Below are 23,970 nucleotides of genomic sequence, written 5' to 3'. Positions count from 1 at the left end.
AAAGCACCATGGGGCAATCGAACGCGCGCCTCACGGATCTCCGCCTCCTCGGTCGTCATCAGATCGCGGCGGGAATCGCGACCGCGTGTGACTTTGGCCTCATGGTCGGGCTCGTCGAGCTCGTCCACGCCCCCCCGCCGCTCGCGACCTTGGTCTCGGCGGCGTTCGGGGGCGTCGTCAATTTCACCATCGCGAGGACATGGGCGTTCAAGGAGCGCCACGTCGGCACCGTTCCTTCGCAGGCACTCCGGTATACGGCCGTCTCTCTCGGAGGAGCGCTCTTGAACGCGATGCTCCTCCAGGCCGTTTTGTTCTTCGGAGGCCGCGGATACCTACTCGCGCGCGCGATCATCTCCGTCATGGTGAGCGTCGCGTACACGTATCCGATGCACGCGCGCGTCGTGTTCCGCCTGGTGGGAACCGGGGCGCTCGGCCCGACCGAGTTCGCCATGGAAACGGAGCCGGAGAGGGGGCCAGAGCTTGGCCTTGCGGAAGCAACGCCGGCCCTCGCGGCCAGCGTCATCGTCGAACGGAGGAAGGTGCGATGAGCGCTCTGGGGGGAGCGGCGAGGAAGTTCCGAGCTCACGTTCGGAGCCTCTGGCCGCGATCGGTGTTGGCACCCGTCGCGCCGTTCGTGCTGTTTGCCCTGTACCAGGGATTCCGATCCGAGCTGCGCGTCGAGCACGTGCTCATGATCGTCGTCGCGGCGGTTCTCGCGTACACCGGGCCGCGCACGAAGGAGCTCCTCCTCGGCCTCTATCCACTTGCGCTCGTGGCAGTCTTCTACGACGCGATGCGGCCGATCCAGAAGGTGGGGCTCACGCCGGAGCGGGTGCACCTCTGTGATCTGAGGAATCTCGAGCTCGGGCTGTTCGGCATGAACGTGGGCGGTCAGCGAATGACGCCGCACGACTGGTTCTATCTCCACCACACGCCGGCGCTCGACGTCTTTTCCTCGATCCCGTACGCGACCTTTCTCGCGGCGTGCGTGGCTTGCTGCATCTACCTCTACATCCACGACCGCCAGGCGATGCGCCGCTTTTCGTGGGGCTTCCTCGTGCTGAACGTGCTGGCGTTCCTCACGTACCATCTGGTGCCAGCGGGGCCGCCCTGGTACTTCCACGCCCACGGTTGCACGGTGGATCTCGCAACACGCGCCACGGAAGGTCCCGCGCTCGAGCGCGTCGATTTGATGCTTGAGCACCGCCTCGGCATCACGTTTTTCCATGGGATGTACGCGCGTGCGAGCAGCGTCTTCGGCGCGCTCCCATCGTTGCACTGTGCCTATCCCATCCTCATCCTCGTCGAAGGCTGGCGCTCGTTCGGCTGGAAGCTTCGCTTCGTCGCGATGGGCTTCGCGTGCTGGATGATCTTTTCGGCGGTCTACCTCGATCACCACTGGATCATCGATGCCTTGCTCGGTGGCTTCTACGCGGTCATCACCACCGTCGTGCTCGGCTCGATCGGAAAGCTCAAGAGTGACGTCCCTGCGCCGGCTCCCGTGACGACGGACATCGCCGACATGCTCGAGCCAGCCGGCGGTGCGCCCGTGTCCGGAGGCGGCGAATGAAGCTGTCCCATCGCATCGCCTATGCGATCGCGCTCTGGTTCGGATGTGGCCTGTCGCCGGTGGGACCGGGCACGGTCGGTTCGCTCGGCGCGCTTCCGCTCTATTTCGCCGTTCGGAGCAAGGGCCCCCTGGCGGTGCTCGCCGTCACGGCGGTCGTCTTCGTCGTCGGCACGTGGGCCTCGGGCGTCGTGGCCGAAACGAAGAAGACCAAGGATCCGCAGATCGTCGTGGTCGACGAAGTCGTCGGCGTCCTCATCGCGCTCGCCGCTGCGCCAATGACGACGGCCGGGGTCGTGGCGGGGTTCGTGCTCTTCCGTCTGTTCGACATGACGAAGCCGTTCCCTGCGCGCCGCGCCGAAAAGCTGCCGGGAGGTCTCGGTATCGTGATGGACGACGTGGTCGCCGGCATCCAGGCGGCCCTCGTGATCTTCGTCCTGCGCTACGCGGGGGTGCTCCGTTGAGCTTCGGAAGGCGCGGGACCTCGCTTCCAGAGGGCCCGTCGCCGAGGACCCGAGCGTGGGTCGCCTTCCTCCTGCGGCACGGCGCAATCATCTGGGCGATCGCCATCGCGCTCGGCGTGTTCGGCACGTGGCGTACGGTTCTCGTCTACGCTCACTTGCGGAGCGACCTCGAGCTGCTCCTGCCGCGCCAGACGCCGAGTGTCATCGCGCTCGACGAGCTCCGCGAGCGCGTCTCTGGTCTGCAGTACCTCAGCGTCATCGTCGACACCGGTAAGCCGGAGAACATGCCGGCCGCCGAACGCATGCTCGACGACCTCGCCGCGCGCGTTCGCACGTATCCGCCCGATCTCGTCCGTGCCGTCCGTGTCGGCGACGCCGAGGAGCGCGCCTTTCTCGAGAAGCATGCTGCGCTCTATCTCGAGGAGAGCGACCTGCAGGCGATCCTCGATCGCGTGCAGGCCCGTCGTGACTGGGAGGTCTCCAAGGAAACGGGCACCAGCCTCGATGACGATCCGAACGCCGCTCCGCCCCTGGACTTCTCGGACATCGAGAAGAAGTACGACGAGCGGACGCGCGGCAAGGGCAAGACGGAGAACGGCCGCTTCGAGAACGCCGAGATGCACACGGCGCTCATGCTGGTCGAGGCCACCTCGTACTCGTCTGCGCAGGGCAAGAGCGCCGAGCTCTTCAAGCGGGTGAAGCACGATCTCGCCGAGCTCGGAGGGCCCGACAAATACGCCCCCGGCATGCGCGTCGGTTACGCGGGCGACGTGGCGATCACGGTCGAAGAGACATCCGCGCTCGTGTCGGACCTCTCCTTGTCCGCGGTGCTCGTGCTCGTCTTCGTGTTCGGGTCGCTCCTCTACTACTTCCGGTGGTGGCGGGCGGTCGTCATCATTCTTCCGCCGCTCGGCCTCGCCACCGTGCTCGCGTTCGGCATCGCGTCGCTGCCGCCGTTCAACGTCACCGAGCTGAATTCCAACACGGCGTTCCTCGGTTCGATCATCGTCGGCAACGGCATCAACGTGGGCATCATGCTCATGTCCCGCTACGTCGAGGAGCGGCGCAGGGGCATGCCGGTCGAGCCGGCGCTCGTTCTCGCAGTGTGGGGCACGCGACCCGGAACGCTGACCGCGGCGCTGGCCGCGAGCGCTTCGTACGGCTCGCTCATCCTTACGCAGTTCCGCGGCTTCCGGCAGTTCGGGTACATCGGCGGACTCGGGATGATCCTTGCCTGGGTCTGCGCGTTCGTCTTGATGCCGCCGCTCACACGCTGGGTCGACCGCGGCACCGTCGATCCGCGTCCTCTCTCCCGCGACAGCTTCAGCGTCCACGTCGCGCGCCTCATCAAGGCTCGCCCGCGCGCGATCGTGCTGATTTGCGCGGCCGTCACCGCCGTGGCCGTCGCCACGATCGGCCGCCTCGACGACTCGCAGCTCGAGCGCGACTTCGCGCAGCTTCGCCGTCGCGACACCTGGACGGTGGGGGAAGGGTACTGGGGCCGCAGGATGGACACGCTGCTCGGCACGTACCTCACGCCGATGGCGCTGCTCGGCGACGATGGCGACCAGACCCGTAAGAACGCTGCCTCGATCCGTGCCGACCGGGACGACGGCCGCTTCGGCGACATGGTCAACTCCGTGCGGACCATCGATGACGTCCTGCCTCAACACCAGCCCGAAAAGCTCGCGCTCCTCGAGCAGATCAAAGACACGATGACGCCGCGGATCCGCGCGTCGCTGCCCGAGGACAAGAAGACGACGATCGAGCGGCTGCTCGACGAGAGCGAAGACCACCCCATCGCCGTCGAAGATCTCCCGCCCACGTTCACGACAGGGCTTCGCGAGAGGGACGGCCACTATGACCGCATCGTCCTCGTCTATCCCACCCCCTCGAAGGAGCTCTGGGAGGGACCGGCGCTCGCGTCGTTCGTCGGACACCTCCGCCAGATCGCCGCGGAAAACGCGCCTCCGGGCATGCGACCGGCGCGCGTGGCCGGATCGCTCTCGCTCTCGACGGACATCATCGCCTGCATTCGTCGCGACGGGCCGAAGGCCAGCTTCATCGCGCTCGCGGGCGTGATGGCCATCGTGCTCTTGCTCTTCCGCTTCACGGTCGCCACCGCGCGCGTCATCGTTTCGCTGCTCGTCGGTGTGACCTGGCTGCTCGGCCTGGTGGTCGGCTTCCACATCAAGATCAATTTCATCAACTTCATCGCGTTCCCGATCACCTTCGGCATCGGCGTCGAATACGCGGTCAACGTGATGACGCGCTTCATCCAGGACGGCGGTCGCGACACGAGTCAGGCCGTTCGCGCGACAGGGGGGGCGGTGGCGCTGTGCTCGGCCACGACCATCATTGGCTACTCGTCGCTGCTCGTCGCCGAGAACCGCGCCCTCTTCATGTTCGGCCTGGTTGCCGTCCTCGGCGAGATCACATGCCTGACCACCGCGGTCATCGCCCTGCCGGCATGGCTCGAGAGTCATGCCCTGCGGGACGTCGAGGAGCGCCGTCGCGACCTCCCGGCCTTGCGCGAAGACGAGCCTCGACCCAGCAGCCGGTAATCGGTCGAGCTACGCCCCTCGCGAAGGCCAGCTATATCGATACGCCCACACGGTCGAGGTCACGAAACCAGCGGAATGCGGCGCGGGCGTAGGCCTCCGCGGAGGAGTGTTGTCCCGAGGGCGGAGCACGGCTAAGTAGCCGCCCAGAATGGCATCCCGTGGCGATTCCCCTCCGCCTTCGCAGTCCAAGATCTCGTACCGAGAGGCAGGGGTCGACATCGACGCTGGCGACGAGCTCGTCGAGCGCATCAAGCCCTTCGCCAAGAAGACGCGCATCCCCGAGGTCCTCGCGGACGTCGGCGGTTTTGCCGGCCTTTGTGCGGTTCCCTCGGGCATCGACGACCCGGTCCTCGTCAGCGGTACCGACGGCGTCGGGACCAAGCTCAAGGTTGCCTTCCTGACGGGCATCCACGACACGATCGGCTTCGACCTCGTCGGCATGTGCGTCAACGATATCGTGACGACAGGTGCGCGGCCGCTCTTCTTCCTCGACTACTACGGCACGGGAAAGCTCGAGCTTTCCGTCGGTGAGAACGTCATCAAGGGCATCGCCGAAGCCTGCGCCGAGTCCGGCTGCGCGCTCCTCGGCGGTGAAACGGCCGAGCTCCCCGGCATGTACGCCGCGGGCGAGTACGACCTCGCCGGCTTCGCGGTGGGCGTGGTCTCACGCAAGAAGATCGTCGACGGCAAGCGCGTCGCCGAGGGCGACAAGGTCATCGGCCTGCCTTCGAGCGGCCTTCACTCGAACGGCTACTCGCTCGCGCGCCGCGTGGTGCTCGAGGCGATGAACCTCGAGCTCTCGGCCAAGCCTGAGAAACTCGGCGGCAAGACGGTCGCCGAGGCGCTCATGGCGCCGACGCGCCTCTACGCGAAGCACGTCCAGGCGGTGCTCGCGACGGGCGCCGACGTCCACGCGATGAGCCACATCACGGGCGGCGGCCTTCCCGGCAACCTCCCGCGCGTTCTCCCTGATGGCCTCGGCGTTCGTCTCGGCAAGCCCTGGGCGCGCCCGGGCATCCTCGAGCTCATCGCCGAGCGCGTGGAGGAGAACGAGCTTCGCCGCGTGTTCAACCTGGGCGTGGGCTTCGTGTTCGTCGTCGCCAAGGAAGACGAAGCGAAGACGCTCGAGGCCCTCTCGGCGCTCGGTGAAGCGCCGATCGATCTGGGCGAAATCGTCCGCGTCCCCGAAGACACGGACTTCGAGGCGCGGGTGATCTTCCCATGAGCGCCTCGGGGCCGGCAGGCGAACCGCTCGTTCTCGGCGTGCTCGTCTCCGGTTCGGGGACGAACCTCCAGGCCGTCATCGATGCGGTGAAGGCGGGCTCGCTGAACGCGAAGATCGCCGTCGTCGTCTCGAACATCGCCACGGCCAAGGGGCTCGATCGCGCCGCTGCCGCGGGCATTCCGACCGTGGTGCTCGACCACAAGGCGTACGCGAATCGCGCGGCGTTCGACGCCGCCGTCGTGGAAGTTCTCCGCGAGCGGGGCGTCTCGTGCGTGGTGCTCGCGGGCTTCATGCGCATCGTCACGAGCACGCTGCTCGACGCGTTCCCCCATCGTGTGGTGAACATCCACCCGTCGCTCTTGCCGGCATTTCCCGGCGTGGACGCGCAAGCGCAGGCCTTCGCCTACGGCGTGCGCGTCACGGGCTGTACGGTGCATCTCGTCGACAGCGGCACCGACACCGGCCCGATCCTCGCGCAGGCGACGGTGCCCGTCCTCGAGGGCGATGACGTGGCCGCACTCCGCGCCCGCATCCTGCAGAAGGAGCACGAGCTGCTTCCGGCCGTCCTGCAGTGGATCGCCGAGGGCCGCCTCGAAGTGGTGAGCGGCGAGGCCGGAACGCGTCCGCGCGTCCGGATTCTGCCCGCCTCATGAACTCCACCTCGAAGCACTACGACGTCGTCGTGCTCGGGCAGGGCTCGGCGCACTCGCGACCGCGGCTCTTCTCGCGCGCCGTTCGTGGCGCGTTCTGGTTCTCGGCCACGGCTTTCGCAAGCCGACGTACGGCTACGACGGGTTCGTCCTGTCGCGCCGCCCGTTCACGTTCCTCTCGGCGTCTTCGCCCGCGTGGGGACGCATCCTCGTCGAGCTCGCCCAGTCGCAGACGTTCCGCCGCCGTCTCTCGTCGCTGGACCCGATGCTGCAGATCCTCGCGCCCGATTCGAGGCTCGATCTGCCGCCCGACACGACGCTCTTCTCACGCGAGATCGACCGCGAGTTCCCGGCCGTTCGTCGCGTGGTAGACGATCTTTACGCCGAGCTCGCCCGCACGAACGCGGCGGCCGACGCGGCCTTCGAACGTGACGCCGTCTGGCCTCCCGGAGGCTTCTGGGAGCGGCGCGAGACGGCGCGCGTGGTTTCGACGCTTCCGTACCTCGACGGTCAAGGTGACTTCCTCGCCGAGTTCCCGCGCGACCACGCGTTTCGCGACATCGTCACCGTGCCCGCCAGGTTCGCGTGCGACCTGGCCGAGGGCGCACCGCCGTTTGCGCTCGCTCGACTCCACGGGGCGTGGACCCGCGGCGTGAGCAGCCTGTCAGGTGGCGAAGACGAGCTCGTCGAGTTTTTGCTCGAACGCGTCCGCGCACACGGTGGTGATACGCGTCTCGGCGATCGCGCTTCGGCGCTCGTGCACAAGGGCGGCAAGGTGAGGGGCGTGCACGTCGACGGCGACGAGATGCCGGTCGGCGTGACCTTCGTGGTCTCCGACATGCCGAGCGCGCCGCTGCTCGACCTCGCGCGGAACTTCGCGCCTTCGCGTGCCGAGGGTGTACCGCTCGACGTGCTGGAGAATCGCTTCGTCGTGTCGATCGTCGCGCGGCCGGAAGGTATTCCGAAGCCGCTGGCGACCGAATCGTTCTTGCTCGCCAAGGACGGCTCCATCGTCCACCTCCAGAAGGCATCCGGAGCAACGCCGGGAACCGTGCTCCTCGTCGCCGAGACGCTGCTCGCGGAGGGCAGCGTTCTCGATCATGCGCGCGAGTCGGTGCTTGGGACGGTGCTCGAATACCTCCCGTTCCTCGAGCGCCACATCGTGATGTGCGATTCGCCGCACGACGGGCGTCCGCTTTGGGATTTCCGCTCGACGAATTCGTCCGATCCTTCGGTGGGCAAGCCCGCATGGGGCCTTCGCGCGCGTCTGATCGACCGCGCTCGTCTTCGCGCCTTCGGCGGCTCGCTCGAGGCCGAGGCGATGGTTCCGCGCTTCCGCGCGAGCGCTCCGGAGCTGCACGGCCTCGCTGCCGAGCCGATTCGTACGGCGCTCGGCAACGTCTTCGTCACGGGGCGCAGCACGCTTCCCGCGCTCGGGCAGGAGGGAGAGCTCCTGGCCGCCTGGGGCGTCGCTCGTGTGATTACGCGCACCGATCGTCGAAAAGAGAAGATGCTTCGAGAGATGTGGAGCAAAGTGGAGCTCTCGTGAAGACGCTCCGCTCCGCCTCGTTCATCACGCTCGCCGGGCTCGCTGGCCTCCTGCTCGTGGGGTGCGATGGCGGCGAGCGAAGAGAGGCGGAGGCGGTAACCCAGGTCGTCGAGCGCTTCCGGCGAGCGGACAATCGTGAGAAGCCGGCGGCCGTCGAGGCTCTCCGTGCCGCCAAGTGCTCGACGCCCGACGTGTGTCACGCGCGCGACATTTGCCTGGCCTCCGCCGAGCCGACCTCCAAGGCGCTCCGGTTGTCGTCGGAGGTGGAACAGGGCCTCTCGGCGGTCGAGCGTGATGCGATGCCGCGCGATTCCGCCGAAGCGAAGGCGCTCCCTGGCAAGCTGGATGAGGCCGAATCCCTCCTGAAAGAGGGCGAAAAGGCCATGCCGGCGTGCGCCGACGCCATGATGGATTTGAAGCGCAAATACCGACTCTGAACCACACGCACTTCGTCTTCTTCGCCCGACCGAACTGTCGGTCGTGAGCGCGGCCGTAGCGCCTGATACGCTCCGAGGGATTCGGGGCGGGAGGAGAACAGGTCGATGCGCTCGTTCCACTTGCTTGGTCACTGGTCGCTTGCAGCTCTCGCGGCGGTGGTGGTGCTTGGCGGCCTTTCCGCGGTTGCCTGCGGTGATTCCGACGACGAGAACGGTGGCGGCGGCGGCAGTGGCAGCCCGGACGGAACACAGAACGGGCCTGGCGGAAGCAGCGGTGGGCCGGGCGGTGGCGCCGGGGATGCGCCGGCATCGTCCTGCGATGCATTCGGTCGTTATGGCGCGCCAACGGTCACGTACACGATTCCCGTCCCGCAGAACGGGCACATCTCGTATCCCGACATCCAGGCGAGTCTGAAAGACGTCGACTGGTCGAAGATCGATCGTCTCTACATTCCCGCGGGTAAATACAAGTCCTTCCAAATTGGCAATCTGCCCGAGCGCGACGCCGCACACCCGCTCGTCATCACGAACATCGGCGGCCAGGTGCAGGTCGGCCCGAACGATCCGTGGGCGGGCTTCATCTGGTCGATCAATGGCGGGTCGAACTGGATTCTTACGGGGCGCTACGACCCAGACTCGAAGACTGGAGACGTCTCCGCCCCGGGGCACCGTTGCGGCGATTATCCGAATTCACGCGGCAAGTACGGCTTCTTCAGTGACGACGCGCTCGACGCCACAGGATCGTACGTGCACATGGGCCTTGCCGTCGCCGAGGCGACGTCGTTCGAAATCGAGTTCCTCGAGATCGCGCGCTCGGGATTCGCGGGATTGCGTCTCTTGAATTCGCGCGCGGCGGGTGAACCGGAGCACCCGATGGAGAACGTTCGAATTCACGACAATTACATCCACGATACCGGCGGCGAGGGAACGTACTTCGGATGGACGGGCAATCCGCCGTCGAACAAGTTTCCGAAGCTCCAGATCTACAACAATCGATTCGTCCGCACGGGTAACGAGGCGCTGCAGATCCAGGAGGTCGGCGACGGGTCCGAAATCCACCACAACATGATCGGCTTCGCGTCCCTGCACTGGCGCGACAATGGACTCGGTGCCAATCAGGACAACAATTCGCAAATCCACGTTCGTGAGGGAACGATTGCGGTCCACCATAACGTCTTCATGGGCGGCGCCGCGATGCTCCTCAGCTTCTTCAGTGCGCCGGAAGACGGCGACGGCGACCGTCACGTCACGTTCAGCGAGAACTACTTCTCGGACACGCTGTCCGGAGGTGGATATCTCAACATTCAGGGGAGCGCCTCGTCGTCGTTCACGTTCGACAAGAACTCGTTCACGGGACTCACGTTCGGCTATTCGAAGTTGAATCCGAAGGCGAAGGCGCCGGAGATGCTCTTTGGCCGTAGCGACAACGTGCAGTCGAGCATCGCCTTCACGAACAATACCTGGGACGGCACCATGAAGCTGTTCCCCGGAATCGACCTGAACGGAACGGCGGGCATCGCGACGGCAAGTGGCAACACGAACGGACAGGTGACGCCGATCACCTTCGTAAGCGGTGAGAACTGGGATTCCGATCCCACGCGTCATCTCGAATTCTGGGCGCCCGTGGCGAAGCTCGCGCCGGGCACTCCCGAGATCACGTATCAGCCCGGCGACCGCGTCGTCGACGCCATCGGCGACATCTACGAGTGCACCGTGGCGAGCAAGAACGAGAAGCCTGCCGAGCATCCGAGTTCGTGGAAGAAACTCCCCACGCCCGTGGACGACTACCGCGTGACCGTCTCGAGCCCCTACAAGGGCTACGGCGTCTACTGACCCCCATGCGCGTCCGCGAACGGCGTCGCTCGCTGGCTTCCGTGCGACGGCGGTGCGACGCCTCGAACGATTGCTGCGGCGACGACTTGCACGGAAGTGAACTTCGGGGCCCCAAAAGAATGGTGGGCGAGGGCCCCGAATCCGCGACCCTTCGTGCTCAGTCTTTGAACGGGTTTGGGTCGGATGAATCCAGATCGATCGTTCCGGCCTCACCCGACGAGTTCGCATCCGTCTTGTCGTTTGTATCACCGCGTGCGTCCGATGCGGAGTCGTCGGACCCGCCCGCGGGCGTTCCCGAAGCCGTGTCGTCCGGGGTCGATGGCGTGTCGTCCGAAGCGCAGGCGCTCATCGAATGGACGAGGACGAATATCAGTGAGGAGCAAATTGCGATTTTGACCATTGGGGGATCTGGTTGTTTCCAGACGATTCACCCGCCCCGTCCGCTAGCCGGATGAATCTCGGGATGTCCTGACCACATGACCCTCGAAGCCCCGGACGCCTTCAGCCTCCTCGTCGAGCGCTTCTCGCCGAGATAGCTTCGTGCATCGCCTCAGGCGAACCGGCGCGTCGACCTGATCTGCTCAATCACACTGTGACGTTGGGGCGCTCTCATCCGAGGGGGCCGTGAAGGTGCAGCGTTTGGAGCAACAGCCGAGATTTCCGGTCTCCGGGCACGGCTCCCCGCGTTTCGTGCAGCTCGGCGTGTTGGCATCCGCCCCGCGTCCTCTGCCTGCGCGTCACCTCGTCGAGCGTCGTCCGTCGAAGAGGCATCGGCGGGACTGGGAGGCGGGCGCGTTGGAATCGCCGCAACCGCATTGGCCGATCACGAAACCAATGAGGGCGACGACGCCCTGAACTCTGGTGTTCGCTATCAACATGGTGGAAGGTCCGAGCAAGAAGGCGACTCGTGCCCCTGCTCGTCAAAGGTGCAGATGCACGTGTTGCAATTGTCGATCGGGCATCGCTCCCACTCTTTGCAAGTGATGATTCGTCCGTCGCGGTGCTTCCAGCTGCAGGTACGTTCGCTGGCATCCGGCGCGGCATCCGACGGTCGCCCCGAGCTGTCCGCTTCGCGCTCTGGTGGGTTGCTGCCAAGAGAAGAGCCTGCGTTGGTCGTGTCTACGTCACAGGCAGAAATCGCACTGATGGTGGTCATTGCGAGCACCCAGAACTCGGTTCGCAACGACATCATCTCTCCTCGGCACATTCCCCAGGGCAATGCCCGCTGAACAGGTCGATTGATCACTCGCGATTCATTTTTTGCGCAGAGCTTCTACGGCGGAGCAAAGTGCGGACGGGTGTCGCGCCGCATCTCGCCAACGATTGAAGCGCGCTCCGCCTCTCGTGCGCATGCGGGTAGGCGACGATCGCGCCGATGGGCACGCGTCGAAGCCGAGCGATGGCCGGCAGTGCCGGCGATGGTCAAGACCGTGCCTTCGGGTCGATTTAGCGCGCGAGGGTCATTTCCACAGACGCCCGACACCGGTGCAATTCCGTAGGTGGCGGTCGCGTGGTAGATGTTTGCGTGAGAGGCGTTCATGGATTGCTGCGAATGCAGGCGGCACAGCGCAACTCAGCGAAATCCCGTCGCGCGGAGTGAATCGTCGAACGGGCTTCGCGACAGACTTGCGCGAAGGATCGTGCTGGTGATCGTCGCGGGCGCGGCGGTCGTTGCGCTCGGGTGTGGGGGGACCGTCTCGGAGGAAGAATCCCCGGCGCCGCTCGTCGAGGTGCACGGGACGGTTACGCTCAAGGACGGCGACTGCATGCCCGGCGTTCCACCGCCGCCGTGTAGCAAGCATCCGATCTCGGCGAGGGTCGATGTTTACGAGCCCGTTGTCAGCCTAACTCGGTCGGAGAGCATTCGCGATGGCGCGCCCGCGGTCGCCTCCTTTCGAACGGTGAGTAGCGACGCGCAAGGGCGCTTTTCGGTGATGCTGCCGGCCGGGCGTTACACGATTCTTGCGACCTACGAGCAATGGCGATTTCCTCGTCCGGCGAGCCCCGACGGCGAGTGGGCGCCCGTCAGCGTGGAGCCCAATGCGCCAGCGGAGCTCGACCTTTTGCTCGATTTGAGCTCCGACTAGGGACACCGTCAGAACCAGACCTTCGTCAGACCGAAGCTTTGGCGGAAGGCGAAGCGCGGGCCTAGCGAGGTCGTCTCGGTGAGCGAGTCGTGCTGTGCGTAGAGCTGGCTTACGAAGGCGCTCTCGGCGAGCAGCGAGAAGCCCGCGCCGAGGTCGAGGCGCAAGCCGAGCAAGAGGGCGAGCGAGCCGGTCGGCGTCGTTCGTGACGGCGCCTCGCCGGTGGTCTCGAAGGTTTGGCGGAACACACCACCGCCGAGCGCGGCGCCGATGTCGAACGTCACGAGGGGGATGTCCCACGAGTGCGTCAGGCGAACCTCGCCTTCGAGCGAGTTCGTGCTTGCACGGAGCGTGTCGTTCCGGAAGGTCGCGTGGCAGCCGTGGATGCGGGCCGACAGGCTGATGTCGGGCAGGTGCAGCGCCCAGCCGGCGAAGAAGCCCTGGCAGAGTGAGCTCGCGTTCGAAAACGGTGTGCGGAAGAAGTAACCGGCCTCGGGGCCGTGGCCGAGGCGCACGTCGTCGGCGCCTTTCCGGACGAGGCGGGCATACGCGATACGCTGCAGGCGGTCGTCGCGCACGTCCATCGTCACGCCGGCGGGCACGTCGATCTCACCCTCGAGCAGAGCGTCGGGCGCGCGGCCGCGGACGAAGTACTTTCCCGGCTTCACGCTGAGCCGTCGGCCGATCGAGCCTGCGGTCACCTCGCCGACGAGCGGTCCGCGTTCGCTTCCCGCCATCACGAGATACGCGCGTGCGGGTGGGAAGGTGAGCGTCGACCGCGAGCTCGCCGCGAACGGCAGCTGGGTGAGGGCGAGGCGACCCGCACCGCGAAGCTCGTAGCGGAAGGTCGGGTGTTGAGGCCCGGCCCACGTCTGGCTGCTGGAGCGCAGCGTGGCGTCGTACGTGTAGCGGTAGGCTTCTTCGAGCGTGACGCTGCCGTCGCCGTCGGCGTCTCCTGCGCCGAGCAGGGCCGAGACGAGGTAGTGCGTGAAGAACGAACCCTTCAGCGCGTCGGACTCCTGCGCATCCTCGTTCGCCGCGCTCGACGTGAGCAGGACGAGGCCTTGCTCGGAGAGGTGTTCGTCGATCCGGATGTCGAACGGCGGGGCAGGGTGGCCGCCTTTGACGCGCGTGAGGGCGCCGGAGCGGCAGGCATCGACCGCGAGGATGCGGAAGGTGGCCGAGGAGCCTCGTACGAGCTGCTCGAGCTGCGTGAGGTCGAAGCGCGTGCCCGACATGTGCAGCGCGTCCGACGTGGCATGGCCGGAGTAGTAGACGAAGAGCAGAACCTCATTTCCGGAGGCAATCGTGGCCCGGATGCGATCGTTCAAGGTGATCAGCGTGGCCTGCGCGCGTGGGCCCGATTCACCTTTGAGAAGAACCATATCGGCCGGTTCGAAGCCGCCGAGATCTTTGAGTACGTCGTAGACGCGTGCGGCGTCCGTTTCGGCGTAGCGCAGGGCAACGTCGCCGGCGTCGCCGCGGTCGTTGCCTATCACGAGCGCATAGCGGCGCACCGCGGCCATCGCGCTCGAGGCGCAGAGCCACGAGGCGATGGCCAGCGTGAGGGCCAGCATCGTCGACAGGCGCAGGGGAAAGAAGCGGCGACGGCGACTCACGGCGTCGAGGATGCCTCCTTTCTCAGGTGCAGCGCCTCGATGGAGCAACCGGCGGGGAAGGGGCGTTCGTCGGGCGCGGCCTCGAGCGCTCGCCGGAGCGGCTCGACAGGAAACGTCGTCGGGCAGAAGATGCCGTAGATCGTCTCGGGACCGAGCGTGTCGTCGAGCACCGTGCTCGAAGGCAGGGCAATCTCGGAACCGGGCCCGACGAGCGCCGCCTCGGGGCCGGCGGGGTAGTACGTGCTTGCGTGCTTGGCACCGTCGACGCTGAGCACGGCGAGCCAGCGCGCCTCGTGCGCGCCGACCACGAAGCGTAGCCCGTCCCCCGGAACCACGCGTTCGTCGGGACCGCCTGCGCGCACCGCGTTCGCATGGTGGACGTAGAATCCCAGTGTGGCCTCGCCGCCCTTGGTCCGGACGCCGTCACTCTTCGGCGAAGGCCCCTTTCCGAGAGCCAGCATGACCGCCGCCGCCGCCGCGAGCGCAAAGGTGGCTCCACCGATTCGCCCGCCCCAGCGCAAGCGTTTGGATGGAAGCTCCAGTGGTACGTCGAACGAGGCGCGCTCGGCTTCGAACGTTTCGAGTCGGCCCCTGCATCGCGCGCAGCTTTCGAGGTGCGCCCGCGCCGCCGCTTCCTCGGCGTCCTCGAGCTCGCCGGATATCCGACGATCGAGCGCGTAGTCGGAGAGGCAAACGTCGTCGATTCTGGTTCGGACCGGCGTCACGAGGCCTCCTCGGTGTCGGCCGACGCGCGGAGTGTGTCGTGGAGACGCTCGATGAGATCGCCCACGTGTCGCCGCGAGCACCCGAGCACCTTGGCGATTTCGTCGTGGGTCATTTCGTCGACGTAATAGTGAATTGCCGCAATGGCGAGATTGTCGGGAAGGCGAGTGAGGAGGTCGCGCACGATGGCGGCGTTCTCGGCGTTTTCCGGCGCCGCGACCTCTCCGGATGGCCGCTCTCGTTGGAGGATGCGCGCGCGTGACTTCGTATTGCGAATGCGATTCAAACAACGATGTGTCGTCGCGCTGTAGAGCCACGTGGTGATCGCACTCTCGCCGCGAAACGACGAACCATCATCGAGCATCGACGCAAAGACATCCTGCAGCACGTCGCGCGCATCTGCTTCGTTGCCGAGGATTCGGCGCGCACGACGAAGCACCGCGTGCCCGTGCTTGCGGTACAGCGCTTCGATCGTGCGTGCGTCGGTCCCCGGCAATGCGCGCTCGTCTAGGGGCTCGGCGGTTCAGGGCCTGCGTCTCCCGGCGGGAGTGAGGGGGGGAGTGGGCCCGACGGGGGCTGCGCGGTGCCGTCTTCGTGACTGAGCGCGAGCGTCAGCTCGGTCGACATGGAGACCTCGGTGTACGGCCACGGACCGTTGCACGAGGTGTCGTCCGGCGCGGCCCGCACGCAGCCAGGCTTGTCCGGCGTGGGGACGTAGTGGAAGAGGTGATAGCCCTTCGTGAGCGCACCGACGGGGCAGCTCGATTGCGCCGGCAGCTCCGAGTCGACGTAGATGACCATGTAGTCACTGATCGTGCCGTACAGATCGGTGATCTTCGGCGAGGAGGGATCGGCCCCGTGCAGCACGGCGACGACGCTCGCGGTGGCAATGCGACCGGGGCCGTCCGGCTGCGAGGGGATGCATGGGAAGAGCGCGCCGCTTGGAGGCGGCGTGTAGACCTGCAGGGCGAAGCTTGCCGGGAACTGGCCGCTCACCGGGACGCTCGTGCCGATCTGCAGGCGGGGGGGATAGTCTTTCGTGCTCACGCCCGGCGGGGCGCCATTGAAGAGCAGGGCCGCATCGAGGGCGGGCGTCGACGACGAGCCGTGGGTCGAGCTCTGCTGCACGGTGCCGTGGAGCTCGGCGAGAGGTTCGCCGCGGTAGGACGTATCGGCCTGTGCGCCGCAGCCGCCCAGGATTCCCGTGAGCGCGGTGGTCGCGAGCAGCGTACTTCCGAGAGGCAGACGACGTAGGAGAGGGGCAACCATCGGTTCCTTTCGCGGGGTGTTCGTCATCCCGTTGTGTTGGTCAGATGGTTGGGACCGCCGGGCCTGGCCTTTGGGCACGGCCCCGAGACGATTTTTCGGTTTCGTGCGCGAGCCATGACCTAGCACGTCAAACGGGCCGCGACCGCTGGGCGTAGGCGTAGAACTTCGCAGCGGTGCCGGACAGCGCTCCGGCGGGGAGGGCCCAGCGGAACGTGCGTCGCACGACCAGATCGAGGCCCGGCACTTCGCGCACGAGTCCGGCGGCCAGGTGCGCCCGTGCCGAGACGCGGGACACGAACGCCGCGCCCAGTCCGGCGACGGCGCCGCCCAGGATCGCTTCGGTGCTGGCAAGCTCCACGTCGCGGTCGCGGATCGAACGCCGCTTCACACCCGCCTTGGCAAGCGCCCGCTCGACGACGGCGCGCGTTCCTGACCCAGGCTCGCGAACGAGGAGGGGAACCGACTCGAGGTCTTTGGCTTTGCGAACGACGAAGGACGAGTCACGCCCGACGACCACGATGATCTCGTCGTCGAGGAATGGTTCGAGCCGAACGCCGGCGGCGCGGGCGTGGCCTTCGACGAGCCCGAAGGGGGCGCGCCCGCTCCGTACGTCGTCGACGACCTGCTCGGTGTTCCCGACGCGGACGCGCAGCGTGACGTCACGATGGGTCGCGCGAAATCCTGCGAGCAGCGATGGCAAGACGTGCGCGGCGATGGTGGTGCTCGCGCCTACGAGGAGCTCGCCTCCGGGCTCGCTCGTCTTCGCCACGGCCGCGACCGCGTCTTCGAGGGCCCGCCGCACGCCGCGAGCGTGCTCGGCGAAGCGAAGCCCTGCCTCGGTCGGAGTGACGCCGTGGACCGAGCGGAGGAAGAGCGATGTACCAAGCGCCTCCTCGAGCTTGCGCAGCTGCGCCGTGACCGCGGGCTGCGAGAGGTGGAGCGTACGCGCGGCGGCAGAAACCCGGCCCGCGTCGAGCACGGCGAGGAAGGTCGAGAGGAGAACGGGCTCGAGCTCGTGCGCGGCGGCCATGCCATCAGTTTAGCCGATGGCATCGACGTGCAGCTGTCCGCTTCGCTGTCGCGAGCGCGAGGAGGCTCCGGACGATTCGCTAGCGAACCGGGACGAGCGGCGTCGCGACGAGCTTTCGTTGCGCCATTCCACCGGGATACGCATAGCTCGCGGCGTAGTCCCAGCCCCAGATCGTCGCCGTGAACGGGCCCTCGCTTTTCGTGCGCTGGAGGCCATTTTGGCACACGTGATCGCCGAACCGTTGGCCGGGTCCGCGATTCTTCGCCAGGTCGACACGCGTGAACTCGTAGTCTCCGCGCGTCCCGATCGGTCGGAAGTCGGTCAGATTCCCGCCGGCGCATTCGAGCCAGACATCTTCGAAGACGCCTCTCCGCTTCGCTCTCACGATGACGAGCGAGGCGTCGCCATACGTCGGATCGGCGTAGAAGCTGTACGAACTCAAGTATTGGCCGGTGGGAATCACGTTGACGAACTCCGGATCGCCGATGGCGCCGTAGCTCATGTTGTCGTAGGCGACCGTGCTGCTGGTCATGTACGCGGCGAGGTAGACGGGATGCTCCGCGTCCTGCGTTCGAACGACGAACGCGTCGCCCGTTCCCGAACGAAACGTCACCACTTCGCCGGCGGACATCTCTGTCGGAGCGCCGGGCGGGATCGCGGGATCGTAGTCGAGCCGCGTCCCATCCCGGGCGGCCACGATGCGGTACGCCATCGGCTCGTGCTCGTTGCCGGCGCGCGGTCGATAACCCACGCCAACGTACTCCGATCCCCATTGCTCGAAGGGCGGGATCTGCTGATGGAACGCGTCGCCGGTGTTGCCCTCCGACGGAACGTTCGAACACGCGTGACCGCCGAACGCCGCGATCGGCTTGTTCGCTTCAACGATGCTTCCCGAGAGCTCGTCGACCTGTGAAAACTGGAGGTATTGTCCTTTGTCGAGGCGGTACTTCGCGGCCGTCCCTGCGAGCGCCCCTTGGACGCCGGTGCCGTTCTGGATGTCGTGCGTCGGCACAATCGTCACTTCGGTGGCGTCTTCGGAGGCGATGAACTGCGCGCCGGGCGCGGCGACGTTGGCTTCCCATCCATTGACGAGAATATGCTCCTTCGCCCATGTCGGTACGGGCAGGAGGAGCGTTGCCGTGGGGATGTAGCTCGTCGCGCCGCCGAACGGATACATCGCCGTGAGCCCGATGGGCACGTTCGTCGTCACTCGGAATGCCGGTCCGATTCGCGTGCCTCCCCCGATGTCCGCGAGGAGCGCAGGGACGACTCCCGGCGGACACGCTTTGCGCGCGCGAAAGGCCTGGGCGAGAGGATCGGTGACGTGCGGAACGGTCGGATCGCGGTCGGAGACGAAGAGGACGGCGCTCTCACCTGGATTGATGGGACCGGTGTGCGCCATCAGCGTTGCGTCACCCGGATTCGTGCGAAAGAGCGACTTCGAGATATCGAGCGCTTTGCCGTCGTATTCGAGCGTCACATCGACCGGCTGAATCGATGTGTTGACGATGAAGGCCGCGTAGCACGACTGATCGAACAACTGCGCATCGTAGCGCGGTATCTGAAAATAGAAGTCGCAACCATTCGAGCTCCGATCGGCGGCGGCCGCGGCGCACGGCTCCTGGCAGAGTGCGGCACCGCACGCGCGATCCGACGGGCACGTCTCGACGATCTCCCCGCTGCAGGCGCGAATGACCGAGCGACCGTCGAGGGAACACTGAAACGGACATTCCCCCGCGTCCGTCTCCATCGCGAAGCCGGGCGGCGTGGGGTCGAAGCCGCCGCGATCGTCGCTGCACGCGCTACCGGCAGTGAGGATCGCGAGACCGATGATCGAGAACCCGGCGATGCCGGGAAGGGATGCGCGAATCGAAGCGCTCATGGCAAGACCACCTCTTCGGGAACGGAGCTGACGCCCTTGACCTTTCCATTCCCGAGCTGACCGTCGAAGTTGCTCCCCCAGCAGTAGATCTTCCCGCTCGTGAGGAGCGCGCACGTCGTGTTCCGGGTCGTTCTCACCTGGGCTGCCCGCTCGGGGAGGCCGGTTACACGCACGGCATCGAAGGCATAGTCCTTCGTTCCGTCGCCGGCCTGGCCACTCTCGTTCAAGCCCCAGCAATAGACCGCTCCGGAGACTGTCGCAGCGCACCATCGGTACGGCAGCACGATGGGATCGCCGAACTCGCCCACGACGAGCGTACGCGTCGTTGCGATCTGGACGATGGGCTCGGGCGCCATGATCGGCTTGGGAAACGCACGACTGAGATCGCCGGGCATGTCGTCCGGTTTCGGAATCACCGCGCCCCAGCAATACCCCGTGCCGCCCGCCGTTGCGCATGCGTTGTCCGTCGCGACATCGACGGAGAGGACGCCGCTCAGCGCGATGTCGGCAGGATAGGGGTCTGGGAACAACGAAGTGACGCGGCCGAGCGGAGGATTGGCCCCCACACTGACCATCGTGCCGTCTTCGCGAACGATGAACGTGGCGTCGCCGACGGCGAGCTGGCGAACAGCGGCGCCAGGTGGGAGGTCGAGCCGCTGCGGGCCACGCAGCGCCGAGCGCGGGGTCGTGTCGAACGGCGCGAGCTGACCCTGGAGGTTGTTGCCCCAACAGAGAACCCCTTCGGCAGCGGTGATGCAGGCGACGAGACTGCCGAGTCCCACCCGCGTGGCAGGAGGCAGCGTGAGCTTGATGGGCGAGCGTTCCGTCGTGACCTTCCCGGCGTCGTCACGAAGGAACGGCCCGGTCCCCCAACACCAGGTGCCACCGTCCTTGTCGATCGCGCACGTGTGATCCAGATCGACGATGCCGGAGAGCCCAAGAACGCGCGCGGCTGTGGAGCTTCCCTCGAGTGTCCCGGCCTCTTCGCCGCGACCGAGCTGTCCGGCATTGTTCGCTCCCCAGCACGAGACCGTCCCGTCCTCGAGAAGCGCGCAAAAGCCCTCGCTCAGACTATCTTCGTGGTTCGCGCCCAGCGTCGTCACGAGCGACTTCGCGCACGAAGACGAGGCGCACACGATGGGCAGCGGAGCAGCATCGACGAGCCCTGCGTCACGGGCGGGCGGCGCGTTTCCATCCTCCTTTGGTTCGGAGGCGTCCCCGGTGTTCGCCGATGCATCTGCCTGGGCTTCGGTGACAGGCGCGTCTTCACTGCTCGAGCAGCTCGCGACGATGCTGACCATCCCTAGCAGCGAGGCGATGCCGATGAGGCTCGATGAGCGGCGCTTACGGAGTCGTCTTGTGAAGCGCATAGCGAACTCCGATGGCCCAGAGGTTGTCATTGGCAGTGCCCCGAATACGGAAGAGCGGACGATTGAGCGGGGCTCCGGTAAGCGCGACCGTCGAGACCTCGTACGCACCGGCGTCTCCCGTCGTCGGTCCGTGGAGCACGAGTCCCCAGCCGCTCAGCCACGCATCGTCGTCATCGGCCCAGAGTGAATAGAAGCCCGAGACAGCGGCACCGGTCGGAGCCGTCATCGGAAGGGTGGTGGTTTGCGTCGCGTAGCCGCCGTCGTCCTCCTCCGTGATTCGTACGACCGTGTCGCCGCCACGAAGGCCGACGACGCGTCGAGCGCCGGCCGGTTGGATGTCGGTCAGCCAGCCGCCTCCTCCGAGAGCGATGCTCCCCTCACGAGCCAAGCAGGGATCGGAGAAGTCGAAGTTGATCGATCCGTCGACGATTCTTCGATATCCGCCGGGCGTCTTCCGAACGAGGATGGGACAGCTGAAGACCGGATCGGTCCCTCTCCCCCGGCAACCCAGATATCGTCCTTGTCCGAACCGCCCATGCTGACGATCGAGAGGCTCTCCCAAGGAGAATCGACGTCGTCGGCGACATATTCCGTGACCCATTCGGGCCGGCCTCCGTCGACACTCGTCCTGTGGAAAACCGTATTCCCGTACCAGGCATAGACGTCGTCGGCGCCGGTCCCCCAGACTCCGAAAGCACGAAAGTCCGTGCGGAGAAGGGCCGGATCGACGTTCGAATCAGCGCTGGCTCCGGTTGGAAGCCGAGTTCGTTCCCAAGTCCACGCCGCCGGCGGAGATGGTGCGCGCTTCCCGTGATAGACATATCCGGGTGCAACTCCGAAGTAGATCTCGTTTTCGTTCGGCGCCCATATCCCGCCTACGTATTTGCCGAAGCCGTTCTCGTTCTGGGTATTGTCATCGATGTACTGCCATCGAGGATCGGCGTCGTCCCAGGAGAGGACTTTGACACCGAGCGTGGCGCTCTCCGCGACGGCGAACGCGCGGCCCTGGAACGGCCAGATGTCTCTCAACACCAGATCGGCGTCGGGCAGTGACGTCACGCACCATCCGGCCCCGCTGCATGCCGCCGGGCCGGGCGGTCCTGCATCTTCGACCGCCGCGTCGACGGCGCCCTCGGGAGGAACTTGCGGGTCGATCGGCCTGCTGGGAGAAGAGGCCGGCGCCTCGTCCGTCGACGTGGCGCACGCCATGCCGGCCCCGAGCGCGACCGATGCAAGGGCAACGTAACGTAGGCCGGTCATGGTTTTCCTCCGAGCGATACGACAACGCCTTGACCGGCGATCCAGACGTGGCCGAGCCCAGGCGACCAAACGGAATAGAGGTTCGGCCGCAGCGATCCGAGCCCGGCGATCTGGATGCGCTCCCACGTCTTTCCGTCGTAATGAAGGACGACGCCGGCGTCGCCGACCGCCCAGATATCCGATGCAGACGTGCCCCACACGCCATTGAGGGACACCTTCGTAGGGACGTCTGCGACGACGTCCCAGGAGTGCGGATCGCCTCGATAATGGCGAATCGCTCCTTCGGCCCCGACGGACCAGACATCGGAATCCGACGCAGCCCAAACACCCTTGAGCGCATTCGATGTTTGCGAGTTGAACGGCTTGGCGGTCGGCGTATCGCCGTCGGCCCCGCTCACGCGAATGGTTGCACCGAGCTCGCCGACCGCCCAGAGGGTGCTCGGCGAGGCGCCATGAATGGCAAGCATGCGTGTGCACGGGACGTCCTGGCAAGCCGACGGCGGAATGCCTTCCACGATCTCGAAGCTCGACGACGAAGCGTTGCGCAAGCGCCAAAGGCCGCTGCTCCACGACGAGGAGATCATCGCCAACCAGAGCGTGTCCGATCCAGGAGACGACCATGACGCCCGGAGTTTGGTGCCGTAGCGGTCGAAGCCGGCGGGCAGGGCGGGGGCGACAGGAGGTGACCAGCCGTCGGCGGTGATACCCGCATCGGTACCACCGGCGTCCAGCTCGAGTCCGCGCGTATAGAGGCTCATCGGAGAGCCGAACGACATCTCCCAAGAGTCGCCGAGCCAAAGCGTTCGTTGCGTCTCCTGCGTTCCGAGCTCCGAGCGCTTCCACGACGTGCCGTCGAAGTGGGCAACCGCGCCGACCGCGCCGGCGACCCAGACGTCGCTCGGGGAGCGACCGCGAATGACGAAGATCTCCGTGCGGCGATCGAGGCTGGTAGCCGGATTCGACGGGTCGAACGGACCATTCGGGCAAAGCACTTCGTCCGTGCACGTCGCGGGAAAGTATTCGCAGTCCACGCAGGCTGCGCTGTCCGCTGAATCGATATCCGCATCGCGCCCGGTCTCCGAATCGACCGCGCCATCGACGGGGCCAGCATCGAACGCGTCAGGCTCGGGCGCAGCGTCCGTGGCACAGGCCCCGAGGAGCGCGCCCGCGGCGGAGCACGTCGCTACGCACGACAGAAGAAACGACCATCGCCAACTCATCTCGGCCCGCCTCCCGCGTCGACCTCGTCGCACGGTTCGACGACGCATCGACCACCCACGCACGCCTGGCCCGCAACGGCATCGCAGACGATCCCGCATCCACCGCAATTCTCGGGATCGGCGTCGATGTTGACTTCGCAGTTGTCGCCGGAGTTGCCGTTGCAGTCGGCCCAGCCCTGATAACATCGCAACTTGCAAACGCCGTAGACACACGCTCCGGCGCCATGGTTGCCATCGAAGGTGCAGGGGTTCCCACAAGCGCCGCAGGCGCTCTTTTCCGACGTGAGATCGTAGCAGCGCCCGATGCAGAGCTCGGGCGTGATGCAGGTGCCGCAGAACGTCTCGCCCTCCGGGCACATGCACGTCGGCTGCTGGAATTCGTTGAGCCGGCACTCTTGACCGCTCGGACACGCGAGTCCGCAGCCACCGCAATTCGTCTTCGTCAGGAGAGACGTCTCACACCCATTGGTGACGGCGTTGTCGCAATCACCTGTATACGGAACGCACTTGAGGGCCCCGCAAGCGCTCTTCTCGCAGCCGTAGTAGGCATTGGGGTACGACGGAGCACCGCCCGCGGTCGGATCGCAGACGTTCCCGCAGGCACCGCAGTTGGTATCGTCGGCACGCGTGTCGATACATTTCAAATAGGGGGCGTCGGGACAATACGTTTGATCGTCGTGACATCCGCAATCGACGTCGTTGAATGCACGGTCGACACATGGTTTGGCGGGGTCGCATTTCCGTCCGCAGGTCACGCAATTGTCGTTGGTGAGCAACGACGTTTCACATCCGTTGTCGACGATGCCGTCACAGTCGCCGACGTACGAAGAGGTCTGGCACGTGAGCGCGCATTTGCCGTTGACGCAGTCGTAGGTCGCGCCGTTCCCATTCGACGGACAGACGACTCCGCACGCCCCGCAATTGTTCGTGTCCGTCAGCAAGTCGACGTCGCAGGGGAATCGCGACGTGGGGCAGTTCGTCCGGCCCTTCGGGCATTGGTTCGAGGGACAGTACGAGGTCAAGGTGCGCCCAGCCTCGTTCGTGTCGGTCGCGTCGCCGTCGGTGCTTGCGTCGGCGCTCACGAAGCCGAGCGGAGGCTCGAGCCCCGCGCCCAGCGATTCTGGGCTCGAGCACGACGAGGCGACAGCGCATACGAGCGCAAGGGCAAGGGTTGCCCCCAAGATGCGAAATCTCACGTGACGCTCCTTCGAGAACGGAAGAGAG

At 66.2% G+C, this 23,970-nt stretch carries 22 protein-coding genes; 11 read left to right on the top strand and 11 right to left on the bottom strand.

Annotation, left to right across the window (positions count from 1 at the left end; translation table 11 throughout):
- Positions 1-8 precede the first annotated feature (8 nt).
- From AKJ09_RS45505 to AKJ09_RS45455, 11 genes are all read left to right on the top strand, one after another.
- The gene (locus AKJ09_RS45505; protein ID WP_146654116.1) at positions 9-548 is read left to right on the top strand and encodes a GtrA family protein; all 540 of its coding nucleotides are present in this window, start codon (positions 9-11) and stop codon (positions 546-548) included.
- Positions 545-1,570, top strand: coding sequence for a phosphatase PAP2 family protein (locus tag AKJ09_RS45500; RefSeq protein WP_146654115.1), 1,026 nt, complete (start codon positions 545-547; stop codon positions 1,568-1,570). The genes AKJ09_RS45505 and AKJ09_RS45500 overlap by 4 nt, the downstream gene beginning before the upstream one ends.
- On the top strand, positions 1,567-2,031 hold the full coding sequence (locus tag AKJ09_RS45495) for a phosphatidylglycerophosphatase A family protein (protein WP_146654114.1): 465 nt from the start codon (positions 1,567-1,569) through the stop codon (positions 2,029-2,031). Before AKJ09_RS45500 ends, AKJ09_RS45495 begins: the two co-directional genes overlap by 4 nt.
- Complete coding sequence (locus tag AKJ09_RS45490) at positions 2,028-4,595, top strand: efflux RND transporter permease subunit (RefSeq protein ID WP_146654113.1); 2,568 nt, start codon at positions 2,028-2,030, stop codon at positions 4,593-4,595. Before AKJ09_RS45495 ends, AKJ09_RS45490 begins: the two co-directional genes overlap by 4 nt.
- 148 nt (positions 4,596-4,743) lie before the next feature.
- Positions 4,744-5,820, top strand: a complete 1,077-nt coding sequence (gene purM, locus AKJ09_RS45485; RefSeq protein ID WP_146654112.1) for a phosphoribosylformylglycinamidine cyclo-ligase — start codon at positions 4,744-4,746, stop codon at positions 5,818-5,820.
- Complete coding sequence (purN, locus tag AKJ09_RS45480; RefSeq protein ID WP_146654111.1) at positions 5,817-6,473, top strand: phosphoribosylglycinamide formyltransferase; 657 nt, start codon at positions 5,817-5,819, stop codon at positions 6,471-6,473. The genes purM and purN overlap by 4 nt, the downstream gene beginning before the upstream one ends.
- Before the next feature lie 262 nt (positions 6,474-6,735).
- Entirely contained in the window at positions 6,736-8,019 is a 1,284-nt protein-coding gene (locus AKJ09_RS45475; protein ID WP_240488848.1) for a phytoene dehydrogenase, read from the top strand.
- On the top strand, positions 8,016-8,456 hold the full coding sequence (locus AKJ09_RS45470; RefSeq protein ID WP_146654110.1) for a hypothetical protein: 441 nt from the start codon (positions 8,016-8,018) through the stop codon (positions 8,454-8,456). Before AKJ09_RS45475 ends, AKJ09_RS45470 begins: the two co-directional genes overlap by 4 nt.
- 105 nt (positions 8,457-8,561) lie before the next feature.
- Complete coding sequence (locus AKJ09_RS45465; protein WP_146654109.1) at positions 8,562-10,289, top strand: carbohydrate-binding protein; 1,728 nt, start codon at positions 8,562-8,564, stop codon at positions 10,287-10,289.
- An 815-nt stretch (positions 10,290-11,104) separates the two neighbouring features.
- A complete protein-coding gene (locus AKJ09_RS45460) occupies positions 11,105-11,518 on the top strand; it encodes a hypothetical protein (RefSeq protein ID WP_146654108.1) in 414 nt (137 codons plus the stop codon).
- Between the two features lie 417 nt (positions 11,519-11,935).
- Positions 11,936-12,376 (top strand): hypothetical protein, encoded by a 441-nt coding sequence (locus AKJ09_RS45455; RefSeq protein ID WP_146654107.1) that lies wholly within the window; start codon positions 11,936-11,938, stop codon positions 12,374-12,376.
- Positions 12,377-12,384: 8 nt separating this feature from the next.
- Here AKJ09_RS45455 and AKJ09_RS45450 read toward each other — a convergent pair whose 3' ends face one another.
- The 11 genes from AKJ09_RS45450 to AKJ09_RS45400 form a co-directional block, all read right to left on the bottom strand.
- Positions 12,385-13,992, bottom strand: coding sequence for a caspase family protein (locus AKJ09_RS45450; RefSeq protein WP_240488847.1), 1,608 nt, complete (start codon positions 13,990-13,992; stop codon positions 12,385-12,387).
- Entirely contained in the window at positions 13,989-14,717 is a 729-nt protein-coding gene (locus tag AKJ09_RS45445) for a zf-HC2 domain-containing protein (RefSeq protein ID WP_169928424.1), read from the bottom strand. The genes AKJ09_RS45450 and AKJ09_RS45445 overlap by 4 nt, the downstream gene beginning before the upstream one ends.
- Positions 14,714-15,211, bottom strand: coding sequence for an RNA polymerase sigma factor (locus tag AKJ09_RS45440; RefSeq protein WP_146654105.1), 498 nt, complete (start codon positions 15,209-15,211; stop codon positions 14,714-14,716). Before AKJ09_RS45440 ends, AKJ09_RS45445 begins: the two co-directional genes overlap by 4 nt.
- A gap of 11 nt (positions 15,212-15,222) precedes the next feature.
- A complete protein-coding gene (locus AKJ09_RS45435) occupies positions 15,223-15,984 on the bottom strand; it encodes a hypothetical protein (RefSeq protein WP_146654104.1) in 762 nt (253 codons plus the stop codon).
- 127 nt (positions 15,985-16,111) lie between these two features.
- Positions 16,112-17,014, bottom strand: a complete 903-nt coding sequence (locus AKJ09_RS45430; RefSeq protein ID WP_146654103.1) for a LysR substrate-binding domain-containing protein — start codon at positions 17,012-17,014, stop codon at positions 16,112-16,114.
- Positions 17,015-17,093: 79 nt separating this feature from the next.
- Positions 17,094-18,896 (bottom strand): IgGFc-binding protein, encoded by a 1,803-nt coding sequence (locus tag AKJ09_RS45425; protein WP_146654102.1) that lies wholly within the window; start codon positions 18,894-18,896, stop codon positions 17,094-17,096.
- Positions 18,893-20,266, bottom strand: coding sequence for an RCC1 domain-containing protein (locus AKJ09_RS45420; RefSeq protein ID WP_169928423.1), 1,374 nt, complete (start codon positions 20,264-20,266; stop codon positions 18,893-18,895). Before AKJ09_RS45420 ends, AKJ09_RS45425 begins: the two co-directional genes overlap by 4 nt.
- Positions 20,241-20,654 carry a hypothetical protein gene (locus AKJ09_RS45415; protein WP_146654100.1) on the bottom strand — a complete coding sequence of 138 codons (414 nt, stop codon included), beginning with the start codon at positions 20,652-20,654 and terminating at the stop codon, positions 20,241-20,243. Before AKJ09_RS45415 ends, AKJ09_RS45420 begins: the two co-directional genes overlap by 26 nt.
- A complete protein-coding gene (locus AKJ09_RS45410) occupies positions 20,609-21,526 on the bottom strand; it encodes a beta propeller repeat protein (protein WP_146654099.1) in 918 nt (305 codons plus the stop codon). Before AKJ09_RS45410 ends, AKJ09_RS45415 begins: the two co-directional genes overlap by 46 nt.
- The gene (locus AKJ09_RS45405) at positions 21,523-22,746 is read right to left on the bottom strand and encodes a WD40/YVTN/BNR-like repeat-containing protein (RefSeq protein ID WP_146654098.1); all 1,224 of its coding nucleotides are present in this window, start codon (positions 22,744-22,746) and stop codon (positions 21,523-21,525) included. Before AKJ09_RS45405 ends, AKJ09_RS45410 begins: the two co-directional genes overlap by 4 nt.
- Entirely contained in the window at positions 22,743-23,942 is a 1,200-nt protein-coding gene (locus tag AKJ09_RS45400) for a hypothetical protein (RefSeq protein WP_146654097.1), read from the bottom strand. Before AKJ09_RS45400 ends, AKJ09_RS45405 begins: the two co-directional genes overlap by 4 nt.
- Positions 23,943-23,970 lie beyond the last annotated feature (28 nt).

It is taken from the genome of Labilithrix luteola, assembly GCF_001263205.1.
GTDB classification, from domain to species: domain Bacteria; phylum Myxococcota_A; class Polyangia; order Polyangiales; family Polyangiaceae; genus Labilithrix; species Labilithrix luteola.
The sequence above is the reverse complement of the archived record's forward strand: the minus strand, read 5'-3'. Positions and strand labels throughout refer to the sequence as shown.

Coding starts and splice junctions, on each gene's coding strand:
- AKJ09_RS45505 (WP_146654116.1), top strand. CDS start 9: ATGGGGCAATCGAACGCGCGCCTCACGGATCTCCGCCTCCTCGGTCGT.
- AKJ09_RS45500 (WP_146654115.1), top strand. CDS start 545: ATGAGCGCTCTGGGGGGAGCGGCGAGGAAGTTCCGAGCTCACGTTCGG.
- AKJ09_RS45495 (WP_146654114.1), top strand. CDS start 1,567: ATGAAGCTGTCCCATCGCATCGCCTATGCGATCGCGCTCTGGTTCGGA.
- purM (WP_146654112.1), top strand. CDS start 4,744: ATGGCATCCCGTGGCGATTCCCCTCCGCCTTCGCAGTCCAAGATCTCG.
- purN (WP_146654111.1), top strand. CDS start 5,817: ATGAGCGCCTCGGGGCCGGCAGGCGAACCGCTCGTTCTCGGCGTGCTC.
- AKJ09_RS45475 (WP_240488848.1), top strand. CDS start 6,736: ATGCTGCAGATCCTCGCGCCCGATTCGAGGCTCGATCTGCCGCCCGAC.
- AKJ09_RS45465 (WP_146654109.1), top strand. CDS start 8,562: ATGCGCTCGTTCCACTTGCTTGGTCACTGGTCGCTTGCAGCTCTCGCG.
- AKJ09_RS45435 (WP_146654104.1), bottom strand. CDS start 15,984: ATGGTTGCCCCTCTCCTACGTCGTCTGCCTCTCGGAAGTACGCTGCTC.
- AKJ09_RS45430 (WP_146654103.1), bottom strand. CDS start 17,014: ATGGCCGCCGCGCACGAGCTCGAGCCCGTTCTCCTCTCGACCTTCCTC.
- AKJ09_RS45425 (WP_146654102.1), bottom strand. CDS start 18,896: ATGAGCGCTTCGATTCGCGCATCCCTTCCCGGCATCGCCGGGTTCTCG.
- AKJ09_RS45420 (WP_169928423.1), bottom strand. CDS start 20,266: ATGCGCTTCACAAGACGACTCCGTAAGCGCCGCTCATCGAGCCTCATC.
- AKJ09_RS45410 (WP_146654099.1), bottom strand. CDS start 21,526: ATGACCGGCCTACGTTACGTTGCCCTTGCATCGGTCGCGCTCGGGGCC.
- AKJ09_RS45405 (WP_146654098.1), bottom strand. CDS start 22,746: ATGAGTTGGCGATGGTCGTTTCTTCTGTCGTGCGTAGCGACGTGCTCC.